Origin of the sequence: Cellulophaga algicola DSM 14237 (assembly GCF_000186265.1) — a bacterium.
Lineage (GTDB): Bacteria > Bacteroidota > Bacteroidia > Flavobacteriales > Flavobacteriaceae > Cellulophaga > Cellulophaga algicola.
The window spans coordinates 4,272,430-4,287,245 of the sequence record NC_014934.1 but is presented as its reverse complement, the minus strand read 5'-3'; the positions used below and the strand labels follow the sequence as shown (position 1 = coordinate 4,287,245).

The window sequence follows — 14,816 nt, the reverse complement described above, 5'->3', positions numbered from 1 at the left end:
TTATTATGATAGAGGACATAAAACATTTTAAAACAAATTGGATCGATGGTATGAAAATCTCAAAAGAGCATTTTCAAAACCTCCAAGACTATGCAGAAAACACTGTAAAAGATCTTACTAGCATTAGGGTAGGAAAAGATGGTTTTGGTTTATTAGCATCACATTTGAGTGATCATAATGAATATACCGTTACCATTGATGTACATAAAAGTTTAAAAATATCAATTAAAAAATTACGCGCTATTACCCCAAATGGTACTCGCGTAGAAATTACCAACCTTACGCCTGCCGTTAAAGAAGATGTTGTTGTAGAACAATTTGCAGATAATAAGTTAGAGGAAGGTTTTGTTTTATTAAATGTAGATCAAGAAGATACGGTTGCTTTTGGAGAACAAAACCCAAAAGAAATGCCGCCAAGATATCCATATACTACCAATAGGTATTTTTTCACTTTTGTAACCGCAAATGATTTAGAAAAGTCGGGTCTTGCAGGAAACCAACTTCCTATTGCTAAAATTATTAGAGAAAATAATGCTTTAGCAGCAGCTACAGATTATATTGCTCCTTCTATTACTTTAGGTACTAGTGAGGCTTTAATAGATTTTTATAATGTAGCAGAAGCTTTCTTAAAGATGGCAGAACGTAGTTCTATCTTAATTGTGCAAAAAATAAATACAAAACAGAGCGATAATCCTATTGCAGATTCTATGCATACTGTGGTAGATAAATTATATGCCTATTTATCACAACAGATTACCTATGTAAAATGGGAAGAATATGAAATGCACCCTAAAAAACTAATTGAAATTATTGTTAGCTTTTCAAGACTTTTCAAAAGCGCTGTAGATGTATCATCTCCTGAAAATAAAGAACAGTTATTCAACTATTTTGGGGAGTGGACTGATTTAAAAGGTGGTGATTATGAAAAAATATTTACAAATATTATCAATATTGATTACAACCATAATGATGTCAATCAAAACTTATTTATCATAAATTCTTTCATGAATGTTATCGAACGTTTGTTTACGATACTTACTCAGGTAGATTATATTGGTAAACGTAGAGATATGGGCATATTTGTTAATGAAAATATCGTACAAGATAAATTTGGAAAATCTGGAGGACCTTCATTTTTAGCTGAATAAAAAAATAGACTATGGAAATATTAAATAAAAAAGAAAGGATATCTGCTTTTCTACTCTTTTTGCTCATGTTTTTAGTTACAATTATATTGCTTTTTGTGGCAGTATTCTTTAGCTACAAGTTACCTTGGAAAGAGAATGAAGTGCTTAGAGCTGAGAACAAGAAAATTCAATATGAATTTATGTATCAGAAACAGTTTATCAAGGAATTAAAACGTGTTGATGTTTTGATAGATTCTTTAGATAAGACAAAACAAGGAAATATATTTTTAGAACAATCTATAAATTCAGACTTAGTGCATATTAAGGATGATATTCCTAAAGATTCTCTGGAGAATAGAAATATGTATGAGAATTTAATTCTTACCTATAAAAAATTGTTAGATGCCAAGAGAGATTTAAAACAAGTTTCTAATGCTAAAGCCGAAATAGAAGAACTAGATAGTCAGTTAGATGATTACGAGGATCAAATACGAAATTTAGAAACGGCATTAGAATTAGCAAGGCGCATAAACAACTCCCATTAAATATGAATAACGAAGTTGAAAAGGCTGTTTATATAGCATCTCAAATTGCAGAAGAAAATCAGCATCAAAACTATACTCCTGCACACATTATCAAAGCAGCATTAAATAGAGATTTATCACTTTTACGCAAACTTCACAATTTAGGCGTAGATGTCTATTTTGTAGAAGAATGGGCAGAAGTAAATATGGAACAAACTCCTAAAAGATCTTCTAGAAATACAGAAATTGAAGCAAATCCCGGTGTACAATTAGTTTTTATTGAAGCAGAAGACATCAAAAACAAATTAGGCAAAGATGAAGTAGATCTATTGGTTTTGTTTATTGCTGCAATAACACCTGGTGTTGGCTTTAGTTTTGATCAATTAAAATCGCTGCCAGTAAATCATAACCAACTTTTAGAAACTCAGAAAGGTTCTGGAAATGCTGAAGGTAAAATTAATCCTAAGATTAGTTATGCTGCAGCAACTACAGAAACAAAAGATACGAGTATACTAACTAAATATACTTCAGACCTAGTAAAATTAGCTAGTACTGGAGAATTCTCACATATCATAAACAGAGATAAGGAGCTAAAAAGTATTACTGAAATTTTAAGTAGAAAATCTAAACCTAATGTAATTATCCAAGGAGAATCTGGTGTTGGAAAATCTATTTTAATTAAAAATTTAGCTGTACTTATTGCAGAGAAAAAAATTGTAGATGTGTTACAACAAGCTACATTGTTAGAAATACACACTACCCTCCTACTATCTGGAGCTTCCTATAAAGGGGAAGTAGAAGATAGATTGCAACAAATTTTTGAACAAGCAAAATCGTATAGCTTACCTATTTTGGTGATGGATGATTTTCATGCGCTATTACAAGATAGTGCTATGAGTCAAGGGATTTTAAATGTGATTAAGTCTGAATTAAATAAGGGCGAAATTGTTTTAATTGGAGTAACGTCTCCGGAATATTTCCGCAAGCATATTGCTTCGGATGATGCCTTAAATAGACGTTTTGAATCGGTTAGTTTAGAGGAACCAGATACAGAAACCGCATTTAGAATATTAAAAAATGTTGGGGAAACTTTTAAAGAACACCACCAATTAGAAATATCTGATGCTACGTTAAAAGAATCTATTTTATTTTCTAAACGGTATTTAAAAGAAAAAAATTTACCAGATTCGGCTTTAGATTTAGTGGACAGAACCATGGCTGCTGCAAAAGTATCACAACAATCTTTACCTGCGGATGTTGAAGAGTTAACGACCAAATTAGACTTTTTAGAGAAAAAATCGGCCTCTTTATCAGAAGAACAACGTAAAGAAGAGATAGATTGGATTTATATCGAACTAAAAAATAAACTAGGCCCTATTGTTATTGGAAAATATGATACCGAAGATCTCTTATCTTTTCCATCTTATAAAGAGAAATTAGCTTATTTAACGGCTATTCTTACGGCTATAGAAGAACATTCTACAAAAGAATTGACAGAAATTTTTGATGAAGATTTAGCGGCAGTGGTCTCTAGTATTACAGGAATTCCTGCGGGAAAAGTACAGACACAAGAGCGCGAACGTCTTATGGAGATGGAAGCTACGCTTAAGAAACGTGTTATTGGGCAAGACCATGCTGTAAAAACTATTACGGAGGCAATTATTGAATCTAGATCTGGACTTTCTAAAGCAGGGCAACCTATTGGGTCTTTCTTTTTCTCTGGACCAACAGGAACAGGTAAAACAGAATTAGCAAAATCATTAGCAGAGTTTTTATTTAATGATGAAAGTGCTATTATTCGTTTTGATATGTCTGAGTTTAAAGAGGAACATTCAGCAGCACTTTTATACGGAGCACCTCCGGGATACATAGGATATGAAGAAGGCGGAATGTTAGTAAATAAAATTAGACAAAAACCCTATTCTATTGTACTTTTTGATGAAATTGAAAAAGCACACCAGTCGGTTTTTGATGTTTTTCTTCAAATTTTAGATGAAGGTAAACTTAGCGATCGTTTGGGTAAAATGGGTGATTTTTCCAATGCTGTAATTCTTTTTACCTCAAATATTGGATCAGAGTTTATTGCAGAAAAAATCTCTGATGGCACCACACCATCATCAGATCAGATTCTAGAAATTATGTCTCCTTATTTTAGGCCTGAATTCTTAGGTAGAATCACAGAAATTATTCCATTTGCACCAATCTCGAAAGAAAATGCACCCCTTATTTTCGATTTACATCTTAAAAAAGAGCTGCTTGTTTTAGCAAACAAATTAGGAATTACCTTAGATATAGATAAAGAAACTAAAGACTTTTTATCGCTAGATGGCTTTTCATCAACCTATGGTGTACGCCCTTTAAAAGCGGTCATCCGTAATAAATTAAAAAGACCTTTGTCTCGCATGATTATTTCAGGTAAAATAACAGCGCCACAAACGGTAAGAATTCGACTAAAAGACACTATTGTTGTTTTTGAGGTAACAGATTAAAACTAGGCTAAATGGCAAAACCATACTACGAAGCTCCTTTTGATTTTAAGCGGTTTTTTGAGAAGAAAGAACTTCGGAAAATATCGCTACAAGAATCTATATCACAATTTATAAGCATCATCATCACAACATATTTTGAAGAATATGTTTTTGATGAAGGTTTTGGTAGTGAAATATGGGAAACAGATTTTGATCTGTTGGTGAATGCCAATGTATTAAAAGAGCAAATTAAAAGATCGCTTACCAATCAAATAGAAACCTATGAAAAGCGCTTAGGGAATACCACTTTGACTATTAATTTGCAAGAAAGTGTATCTGAAAATTCGAATAAAGTTAGATTGAAAAAATATCTAAATATTACAGTTACAGGTACCCTTTTAAAAACTAACGAACCGTATTATTTTAGTGGTGATTATTATCTAGCACCATTATCTTATAAGTAAACACATACTCCAGAATGAAATCATTAAGTAAAGAAGAAATAAAAGAACGGTTAATTAGAAGGGCTGCGGATACCTGGGGAATGGATGAAATGGAAATTGAATATTCCTTAGACCCTATTATTAGTATTCTTTTTGACGCTTGCTCACATGAGTTTGAACGTATTTCTGATACTATAAAATCTAGTAGAACCAGAATTACGGAGCGTTTAGTAGATTTGCTAACACCGCAAGTATCGGTAACTGCAAGACCAGCACATGCTGTGATGCATGCCTTACCTATAGATAGTAATTTAAATATTAATGAACGTTCAGAGTTTTACCACCGTAAAAGAATGCCAATTTTTAGGGAGAATGGTAAAAACGATTTTGAAGATTTTTTCTTCGCTCCTGCAGGAGCTTTTAAACTGAGTAATTGCTCTTTAGATTACATTGCTTATCCAGAAAAAATAGCGTCACATAAGGCACACCGGAATATACCTTTTATCTCGAAAGATAATTTTGTAGGTACTCCAGACGGTTCTAGCATCTACTTAGGAATTAAACCAGATGAAGAAACCAGTTCTATTCAAGACCTTCTTTGTTATTTTGATTTGCTTAATTTTTCGCAAAAAAATGTATTAACCCACCAATTAGGACTTTCTAAATGGTCATTAAACGGTACACCCCTAGAGGTTGTTAATGGCTATAACGAGTTAGAATTTGCTGGTCAAGATTTAAATACCTATATAAACGAATCTATACAGAGTAAGATTAAATTTTACGAAAACTATGTGAAGGAGTTTTACCAAGAGCACTTCTATACAATCACAGATACCATTTCAGTAAAAGATAATTTAAAAGATTATCCCGAAGATTTTGAAAATTTTCTTAGTGAGAAAGATTTAAAAGAATTTAATACGCCATTGCTATGGATCAAAATTTCTTTTTCTTCTATTGTTTCTAGCAAAATGCTAGACAACCTTCATTGCCATATTAACTGTTTTCCTGTACTTAATAAAAAGCGACATGAAACCAACAGACGTTTAAAATCTTATTTTAATATTTTACCTTTAGAGATAGACGGGGATTACTTCTTTGATGTGCAAGATATTATAGGAGACAGTGGTAATACATATTTTATTCAAGACAGAAAGAAAGAAGATACATCTACAAGTACACAAGCTTATTTACGTTTTGGCGGTGTTTCTCGTTTTGATGAGCGCGATGCTTCCGAGCTATTAAATTACACGATAGATTTACTTAAAGAAGATAGCATTGCATTTAATGCAATGAATGATGATTTTATCAATACCAACTTAAAAGATCTAAAACAGATAATTTCTAGAATTGATCAGCAAATAGAATTGAGAGATTTTACCAAAAATAAAATTCCATATCTAGTTATCAATAAGAATAGCATTAACAAAAATAAAGATCAATTTGTTTTTACCAATTATTGGAGCACAGCAGGAGATAAAGCTAATAAAATAAACCCATATGTACAATTGGTTCAATATTCGGGTACTGCATTTTTACCAAATTCACTAACTTTTATTACCGGTACTATCGGTGGTAAAGATGAACCTAGTGCTAGTGAAAAAATTTATGCCTATAGAGAGCACATTCTTTCTAAAGGTAAAATTATTACAAGACAGGATATCATTCAGCATTGCTTTGGTATTTTTAAAGATAGCATTAAAAAAGTAACTATAGAAAAAGGTGTTGTCGTTGCGCTTGAAGAAGGCATTGGCTATACTCCTACTACAGATGTTTACATTACAAAACATGAAGATGCTGTTTACGATGAAGAAAGCTGGGAACACCTAAAAAAAGAAGTACTTATCGGACTCCAATCGCGATCTGCAAATGTGCTTCCATTTCGTATTTTTTATAGCTAATAATCTATAATATATATGGTATTTCATCGAAATGCGAGGCTATTTTTTGTTAAGCTCGTCGATTGTGTTTACATTAACGTTTTAAAATTCTACTGCCATGCCTAAAATGATTACCCCAGTGCTTATTATCGATGGAGAACGTTTTCTTCCTAAATCTGGTTATAAGGTTTCTATAGAACAAGCTATGGGTACGCATAGTTCTTTTAGTGTGGTTTTTCAAACCAATGCTACGGAGGGTTATAGCGGAACCCTAATGAATAATTCCATTAACTATTCCGGAAAAAAGATTTCTATAGGCGTTAATGATGGCGAATTAGAATATGTGGGGATCATTACTTCGGTGACCTTACAAAAAGGGATTGGCGCTTCGGGTGCTATTGTTATTTCTGGACAGGGAACTAGCATATTATTGTCTCGTTCTATACAGTGTTTTAGCTATGAGGAGGGTTCTTCTTTTAGCCAAGTGGTAAGTGATACTGTTAAGGGCCATGCAACAGATTTATTAAAATTGGAACTAGGAATGGGTACCAATTTAAAACTACCGTACACCGTACAATACAACGAGTCAGATTTTTCATTCTTGCAACGCATGTGTGCCCGCTATGGGTTGTGGATGTATGATAATGGGAGAACCTTTTGTGTAGGTCGCACAGGAGACAAGCAATTAAATGGCATATACGGTAAGGACATTCAAACTTTTGGCATAGCGACTACATTACAATCACAAAATAGTGGTTTTACCTCTAAAGATTGGGTCAATGATAGTGACTTAGAATCTGTTTCTTCTTCTTTTAATTCACAAAGTGGACATATGTATGCTGCAAAAATTAAGAAAGAATCAGACGGACTTTTTGCTAAAAAAGAGAGCTATACCTGGAATCATAACCAAAACGAATATAGCGGACAACAAGGTTTAGATCATGTAGCAAAAGTAGATACCCTGTCTAAAGCGGCGAATATGATTATTGCCAACGGATCTTCAGAAATTGTGGGTCTGCGCGTAGGAGATAATTTAACTATTGAAGGTACTAGTTTTTCTGATAAAACCCGAAAAGATGCTTTTGGTTCCTATATGGTTACCAAAGTAGCGCATCGTTTTGATCATAGTGGTAATTATGAAAATCATTTTGAGGGCGTACCCGAAGGCACAGAACACCCACATTACAGTGCCATATTTGCAACACCAACTGCAGAAGAACAGCGTGGTATTGTTCTAGATAATAATGATCCTAATGGATTAGGACGTATAAAAGTACAGTTTGGTTGGCAGCGCAGAATGGGTACCTCTACCCCATGGATAAAAATGAATACGCCGTATGGTGGTAGCGGTAAAGGCTTCTATTTTATTCCTGAATTAGACGAAGAAGTACTCGTAGGTTTTGAAAATAACAACCCAGAGAAACCGTATGTTTTAAGTGCTGGCTTTAATAGCAATGCTAAAAGTGGTTTTGCAGATCCGGATAATAATATGAAGGTGATACAGACTAAAAGTGGTAATAAAGTATTGATGAATGATAAGGATGGTAGTGTTACCATTTCTGATGCAGACGGAAATACCGTAGTAATGAATGGGAAAGGAGAAATTACAATCAGTGCTAATAAAAAACTGACTTTAAATTCAGAAGAAATTAATATAATGGCTTCTAAAACAGTTAATATAGAAGGCATAAATAATGTAAACACAACTTCTAAGGAAGTGTATACGGAAGGCAGTGCAAAAATTACTATGATTAGTGATGCAAAAATAGAAGCTACTGCACCTAGTACCAATATTGAAGGTGCTGCAGAATTAAAATTAACCAGTGGCGGTATTCTTGATGTTGATGGAGCAGCGATGACCAATGTAAAAGGCGGTCTGCTTAACCTTAACTGTAGCTAGTAAACCATGAATAACGAACACAACCCTGTTGCACAATTAGTTACAGATCTACAACAAAAGTGGCTTAAAGAAGTTGGTCCTTATCCGCACTTACAATGGGTACGGTGGATTATAAAATCTGACCAAGCCCGTTTGTATGAAGGTTTCTTAAAATTAGAATCAACACCACATGGTGCAATTCCTGATATTCCAGTAGTTTTATTGACCCCTTTTGAGAATAGTAAAATCCATAGTAAAAGTCTACTAAAGGATTGGATTGAAAACTTTGAAAAAGATAAAAATACACAAGACAAAATTACAAAAGGTCAGTTGCAATTTACTTGGGATGCTCAATATTTTAAGAAAGAACTAGCGCAAGAAGATGTTAATTATGATGTCTTGCTTATGGCTCTTTTAAAATCGTTCCAAGAAGCATTACCTAACCCAGAAAATCATTTAGTATTAGCACTTTTTCCTTATACGGTACAATCGCCGGTAGATTATAAGGTCTGGATGGATACTTTATTAAAAATTGGATTCCCTGTCAAAACCAGATTAATGGTTTTTGATTATACTCCTGAAAACTATCTTGAAGCACTTCAACTAAAGTATAACGATGTTTGTAAATCATTGTTGGTATCATTAGACTTAGAAGGGGCTATGAAAAAAATTGCGATGACTGGAGATCCTAATGATCCTGAAATTCAATTTAGACAGTGCATGCTTGAAATGGGAAGCAGTGTTTCTAAAAACAATAGAAGCAGGCTGCATCAATGGGGGCAAAAAGGAATAGAAGTTACTCAAAAAACAGGAAATAAAACATCGTTTGCTACCGCACATACAGTTTATGCGGGTATGCTTTTTAATTTTAAAGAATTTGACACCATAGATAAGCTATTAGTACAAGCGCTAACCATAGGCAAACAAGCACTTGCTTCTGGGGATCAAACTGCAAAAGCAATTGTATTGCAAACTTATGGTTTTATGGCTTCTAGCCAGCAATTACAAAAAAAATTAGAGGAAGCTGCAGATTTGTTCTGCAAACAGGCAGAAGTAGCCATAACATTTCAAATGCCACAACAGGCATTGGCTGCATATATAACAGCTTATACGCTTGCTAAGAAGAAACTAAAAAAACGGTATAAAGAAATTGTTCAAATAGCCTATGAGTTTGGTATCACCCTAACTGCAGAAGATTTAAAAACAAGTTCCATAAATGTTATCGCATTGGAATATTATAATTTTTCAGATAAAAAAAATCGATTTAAAATAGATGAATTTATGAGTCGCTTAGAAGATAATCATTGGAAAGAAAAATTAGAAGCAGAACAGGAAGCTTTTAAAACAGGTAGTATAGCCTAATCGTAAACATTAAGAAGACCAGAAATATAATAAACTAGAATCGTATGTTATTAGCCAACAAGCATTTTACACCTGTATTAGGAATAGACATACATATAGTAATTCTTTTAGGGATACCTACACCGCTACCACACCCATTTATAGGTATGGTGATGGATCCTATGGATTATATTCCTTTCATTGGTTCTACAGTAAATGTAAATAGCGTACCCAAAGGAAATAGCCAAACAGCAGGAATGCTGGGTACTTATTTTCATATTCCTATGGGAGGTCCTTTTTTAATGGCACCAATGATTGGGCATGATTCTATGAACTTTTTTGGGAGTACAACGGTGAATGCTGAAGATAATTATTTCTCTCCTTCTGGTCATATGTTGATGACCTGTAGTGATATTGGTATGCCACTATCGCTAACACCTGGAAAAAAGATGAGACCAATACCTAGCATGTATTTACCTACCTCAATGACCATACCCTTACCTATGGGGAAAACGGTAATGCTTGGCGGTCCCTATGCACCAGATCTTATGGGGTTATTAATGGGACTAGTTATGAGTTATGGCTTTGGTTCAATTATGAAATTAGGCGGTAAAGCCTTAAAAAAATTCAATCATTCCGTTTTAAAAAAGTTTGATGCCACAGAAGGCTTAAGCAAAAAATTCTGTAAAATGGGCTTTGAGCCTGTAGATTTGGTAACAGGGCGTATGGTATATGATGGGGAAGATTTTATTATTCCTGGCCCAATACCTATACAATGGGAACGTAATTGGTATTCAGACTCTGATTATAAAGGACTTATGGGACATGGTTTTCATAGCAATTATGATCTTTCTCTGCATGTAGTTCAAGAAGAACAAACTTTGGTTTTAAGACTTCCAGATGGGCGCATTACCGCCTTACCAATGTTGCATATTCCTGAAGAAGAATATTACCACCGGGAAGAAAAACTTACACTGCGTTATATTGATACATACACTTATGAGATAGTAGATAAGAACAGCGGTTTAACCTACACTTATAAAAAGCATACTCCTGCCCTATTTAAGCCAACGGAAATTAGTAATACAGATGGTTTTAAGTTGCAATTAGAGTATAATAGTGCCAACGCACTTACTACTATAATTGATGGTATAGGCAGAGTTGTAGCCTTAAAATTAGACCAATACAACCGTGTAACCAATATACAAGTTACCCATAACCAAAAAGTAAGACAATTAATCTCCTATGGTTACAATAAAGAAGGTGATTTAATTAGAATTACTGATGCTTTGGACCAACATACGCTTATGGAGTATGAAAACCATCTAATGCTCAAAAAAACCGATAGAAATGGACAAGCATTTTATTGGAAATACGATGGTAACAAAACAGGTGCAAAATGTATCGAAACTTGGGGAGATGGTGCTATTCTTTCTGGGACTTTGGAATATAAAAAAGGGCATAATATTATAACCAATTCTTTAGGTCATAAAACCCTCTACTATTTTAATGAGCTAAATTTATGTACCCAAGTTACAGACCCTTTGGGAGGCAATATTTTTCATGAATATACTGCATTTATGGAGCCTTATCGCGATATTGATGAAGAAGGGAATAGTACCGGCTATAGTTACGATGCTCAAGGAAATCTTACCAGTATTCATCAGCCAGATGGGGCTGTAGTTACTTTTGTTTATGATGAAAAAGATAGATTAGTACTTACCAAATATCCTGTAGGCGGCGCCGTAGTCCGCTCCTATAAAAAAGATAAATTACATGCTGTAATTGGTACTGATGGTGGGGTCACCTCATTTGATTATAATGACAAAGGATTAATTAAAGAAGTGCGAGATAATGCCGGAAATATTTCAGAGTTAGTCTATGACGATGATTATAATTTAGCACAAATGTATCTGCCCAATGAAGCAGTTGCCGAGTGGGAATATGATGTATGGGGACGCTGTATAAAAACAAAAAATGCCGCAGGCCATGAAGAAAGTTTTATTTATGATGAGTTAGACCGCGTACGGCAAGTGGTAGAGCCAGATCAAAATCAGATTTTATTCAAATACAATGCCTATGATGAAGTTACAGAAATGCACCAACGCAATGGCAAGATAAAGTTTGAGTACACTCCTATGGGGAGTTTAAAAATGCGGGAAGAACGGGGCAGAAAAGTATTTTTTAATTATGATACCGAAGAGCAATTACGGTATATAGATAATGAACATGGTGAACGTTACCGTTTTAAGCGTAATAGCAATGGTGCTATTGTACAAGAAATTGGTTTTGATGGCTTAACTAGGTATTATCAACGAGACCGTGCAGGTAAAGTGCAACGTGTAAACAGGCCTCAAGGCAGGTTTACCGATTATGAATATGACAATAACGGACGAATTACCCGTGCCGAACATAGTGATGGTACCTGGGAAACCTATAGCTACAACCAAAACGGTCAATTAATTGAAGCGGTAAACCTGCACACAAAAGTACAATTTATACGCAATGCCAGCGGCGCAGTCATTGCTGAATACCAAGATGGGCATTTGTTAAAAAGCAGCTATGATAAATTAGGAAACCGTACTAAAATAACCAGTAGCCTTGGTGCAGAAATAGACTTATTAAGAGATAGAACGGGGCAGATAGAAACAATGAATGCACAAGTGCAATCAGATGAAACTAGTGCTGTAGAGCAGAAGGCTATAAAAGCTAATCCTTGGACTGCTAATTTTGCTTACAACTCTATTGGTATGGAGGTAGAACGGGTATTACCTGGTGGAATCGTTGCTTCAAAAAAGTATGATGAAGCCGGCAGACCTATACAACATACGGTGACCCGTGGGCGTAATGAAATGCGCTACCGAACCTATAAATGGAATGCTAATGATAGGCTAACCAAAATGGTGAATGAACTTACGGAAGGAATTGTTACCTATAGTTATGATAATTTTGGAAGTTTAGCTGCTTGCAAATATGAAAATCATGATATTGATTACAAATTACCTGATGAAGTAGGTAATTTGTACCGTATCAAAGGGCAGAATGACCGTAAATACAATGCAGGAGGGCAATTAGCAGAAGCCAATGGTGTAAAATATACCTATGATGAAGAAGGGAATTTAACCCGTAAAATTACTGCAAAAGGAGATTGGAATTACGAGTGGTATGGCAACGGAATGCTAAAAGCAGTAGAACGCCCAGACCAAAGAACCATTAGTTTTGAGTATGATGCCTTAGGCAGGCGAACCGCAAAAATTGACCAACCTAAATTTGGCAGTCAAGGGACAATTACCCGTTTTATTTGGGATGGCAGTGTACCCTTGCATGAATGGAACTATGAGCTAAAAAACAGACCTGAATTAGTTGTTGATGAATTTGGGTTGTTAACCCAAAGTACCCCTGAACCCATTGATAATTTAATTACATGGGTCTTTGATGAAAACACCTTTAAACCCTCTGCTAAAATTACAGCAGAAGATACCTACTCTATTATTACAGATTACTTAGGTACACCTGTAGAAATGTATGATAGTAAAGGTGAAAAAACGTGGCAGGTAGAATATGATATTTACGGAAAAGTTCGTAAACTTGTAACGGGTTCATTGGCCGATTGCCCTTTTAGGTATCAGGGGCAGTATGAAGATGTAGAGACTGAGTTGTATTATAATAGGTTTAGATACTACTCACCAGATACGGGAACTTATATCTCTCAAGACCCGATTGGGTTGGCTTCGGGAGAACCTAACTTCTACGCTTATGTACCCGATGTAAATTCAATGATTGATGTTTTTGGATTAAGTTATGGAGATTTAGGCAAACTTAACAGCAAATTAAGTGCGTTAGAAAAAGCTTCATCAAACGCAGCTAATACGCGAGTATTACCTGACGGAAGAACACGTTATTATGGAGCAGAAAGAGCATCTCGTACTCCTGGACCTACAAGAGGAGCGTCTTATGTTACTGAATATGATCCAAAAACAGGAAATGTTCGTTCTTGGATGGAAAGTTATGACCATTCAGGAAAAGTCAATAGAGTTCACCCAAAAATGGTTAATGGAGTTCAAGTCGACTTACCACATTATCCACCAACGAAAGCTGATATAGATGCAGGAAAAGCAACACCTTCAGGAAAAGCAATAAAAGGATGTCATTAGAAAAAGAAATTAAAGAAGAGTTTATAAAAGGATTGAAATTAATAGTTAAACAAGGGTATAATCCAGAAATAGCTACCAAATATGCTTTTGATTTTTATTTAAAAAATAAAATAACAGATAAAATATTATATGAAGTGGTTGAAGATATTATGATAATTGATTCAGGACCCGAATTTATATTAACCGAAAAAGAACTAATCACTTTGGTAAAAGAGAAATTAAATATAAATATTTCAAGTGTAATCGATTAGAATAGTTGATATTAAAAATACAAAGCATAAAAAAGCCATAATGTAAATATTGTGGCTTTTTTTGCCAGCTGGCGCATGGCAAATAAAGGCGAAAAAACGTGGCAGGTAGAATATGATATTTACGGAAAAGTTCGTAAACTTGTAACGGGTTCTTTGGCAGATTGCCCTTTCCGTTATCATGGGCAGTATGCGGCCAAACGTTAAAAAATTTTCTAGTAGACAATTTTAGTGAGGAGCGAGATGGAGCGCTGGAAAGACGGGACTCTATTATAACAGGTTTAGGTATTATTCACCTGATACTGGAACTTATATAAGTCAAGACCCGATTGGTCTGGCTGGAAGTAACCCGAATTTTTACGCATATACACATGATTCTAATAGTTGGGTTGATCCTTTTGGACTAACAGAATGTAAATTGTCAAAAGGTGATAAAGACAAACTAATGGATATGTTCAGTGATGTTGGTATAAAAAACCCCCATTTTCATCATATTGTTAGAGAAATGGCTCCTTCTACATGGGCTCCTAAATTCAGGAAATATATTCTTGATTCTCAAGATATTATTAAGAAAGCAGGTGTCGATTTAAATACTGATATACGAAACTTTACTAGAGCGGCTAATGGAGATGGAGCTCATACAAAAAAAGCAGCAAAGTATGTTTATGATCAACTTTCAAATAGTAAAGATGTTGTAAAGACTATGGGAGAACTTGCAGAAAAAATGAATAAAGGTATATTCTTTTGATAAAACT

General features: G+C 34.5%; 11 protein-coding genes. All 11 read left to right on the top strand.

The window, feature by feature from the left end; all coding sequences use genetic code 11:
* Positions 1–5 precede the first annotated feature (5 nt).
* Entirely contained in the window at positions 6–1,148 is a 1,143-nt protein-coding gene (locus CELAL_RS18635; protein WP_013552443.1) for a hypothetical protein, read from the top strand.
* Between the two features lie 11 nt (positions 1,149–1,159).
* Positions 1,160–1,672, top strand: a complete 513-nt coding sequence (gene tssO, locus CELAL_RS18630) for a type VI secretion system TssO (protein WP_013552442.1) — start codon at positions 1,160–1,162, stop codon at positions 1,670–1,672.
* Positions 1,673–1,674: 2 nt separating this feature from the next.
* Positions 1,675–4,140: an AAA family ATPase gene (locus CELAL_RS18625; RefSeq protein WP_013552441.1), complete on the top strand. Its 2,466-nt coding sequence runs from the start codon at positions 1,675–1,677 to the stop codon at positions 4,138–4,140.
* An 11-nt stretch (positions 4,141–4,151) separates the two neighbouring features.
* Positions 4,152–4,583 carry a GPW/gp25 family protein gene (locus tag CELAL_RS18620; protein WP_013552440.1) on the top strand — a complete coding sequence of 144 codons (432 nt, stop codon included), beginning with the start codon at positions 4,152–4,154 and terminating at the stop codon, positions 4,581–4,583.
* 14 nt (positions 4,584–4,597) lie between these two features.
* The gene (locus CELAL_RS18615; protein WP_013552439.1) at positions 4,598–6,460 is read left to right on the top strand and encodes a type VI secretion system baseplate subunit TssF; all 1,863 of its coding nucleotides are present in this window, start codon (positions 4,598–4,600) and stop codon (positions 6,458–6,460) included.
* 97 nt (positions 6,461–6,557) lie between these two features.
* On the top strand, positions 6,558–8,339 hold the full coding sequence (locus CELAL_RS18610; RefSeq protein ID WP_013552438.1) for a type VI secretion system Vgr family protein: 1,782 nt from the start codon (positions 6,558–6,560) through the stop codon (positions 8,337–8,339).
* A gap of 6 nt (positions 8,340–8,345) precedes the next feature.
* On the top strand, positions 8,346–9,680 hold the full coding sequence (locus CELAL_RS18605) for a hypothetical protein (RefSeq protein WP_013552437.1): 1,335 nt from the start codon (positions 8,346–8,348) through the stop codon (positions 9,678–9,680).
* Between the two features lie 44 nt (positions 9,681–9,724).
* Positions 9,725–13,813 (top strand): DUF6531 domain-containing protein, encoded by a 4,089-nt coding sequence (locus CELAL_RS18600; RefSeq protein ID WP_013552436.1) that lies wholly within the window; start codon positions 9,725–9,727, stop codon positions 13,811–13,813.
* A complete protein-coding gene (locus CELAL_RS18595) occupies positions 13,804–14,064 on the top strand; it encodes a hypothetical protein (protein WP_013552435.1) in 261 nt (86 codons plus the stop codon). Before CELAL_RS18600 ends, CELAL_RS18595 begins: the two co-directional genes overlap by 10 nt.
* A gap of 75 nt (positions 14,065–14,139) precedes the next feature.
* On the top strand, positions 14,140–14,268 hold the full coding sequence (locus CELAL_RS22750; RefSeq protein ID WP_262481816.1) for a hypothetical protein: 129 nt from the start codon (positions 14,140–14,142) through the stop codon (positions 14,266–14,268).
* A gap of 211 nt (positions 14,269–14,479) precedes the next feature.
* Positions 14,480–14,809 (top strand): hypothetical protein, encoded by a 330-nt coding sequence (locus CELAL_RS18590; protein WP_041557814.1) that lies wholly within the window; start codon positions 14,480–14,482, stop codon positions 14,807–14,809.
* Positions 14,810–14,816: the final 7 nt, after the last annotated feature.

Excerpts from the sequence above, each read along its gene's own strand:
- tssO (WP_013552442.1), top strand. The coding sequence starts at position 1,160 with ATGGAAATATTAAATAAAAAAGAAAGGATATCTGCTTTTCTACTCTTT.
- CELAL_RS18625 (WP_013552441.1), top strand. The coding sequence starts at position 1,675 with ATGAATAACGAAGTTGAAAAGGCTGTTTATATAGCATCTCAAATTGCA.
- CELAL_RS18620 (WP_013552440.1), top strand. The coding sequence starts at position 4,152 with ATGGCAAAACCATACTACGAAGCTCCTTTTGATTTTAAGCGGTTTTTT.
- CELAL_RS18605 (WP_013552437.1), top strand. The coding sequence starts at position 8,346 with ATGAATAACGAACACAACCCTGTTGCACAATTAGTTACAGATCTACAA.
- CELAL_RS18615 (WP_013552439.1), top strand. The coding sequence starts at position 4,598 with ATGAAATCATTAAGTAAAGAAGAAATAAAAGAACGGTTAATTAGAAGG.
- CELAL_RS18600 (WP_013552436.1), top strand. The coding sequence starts at position 9,725 with ATGTTATTAGCCAACAAGCATTTTACACCTGTATTAGGAATAGACATA.
- CELAL_RS18595 (WP_013552435.1), top strand. The coding sequence starts at position 13,804 with ATGTCATTAGAAAAAGAAATTAAAGAAGAGTTTATAAAAGGATTGAAA.
- CELAL_RS18610 (WP_013552438.1), top strand. The coding sequence starts at position 6,558 with ATGCCTAAAATGATTACCCCAGTGCTTATTATCGATGGAGAACGTTTT.
- CELAL_RS18635 (WP_013552443.1), top strand. The coding sequence starts at position 6 with ATGATAGAGGACATAAAACATTTTAAAACAAATTGGATCGATGGTATG.
- CELAL_RS22750 (WP_262481816.1), top strand. The coding sequence starts at position 14,140 with ATGGCAAATAAAGGCGAAAAAACGTGGCAGGTAGAATATGATATTTAC.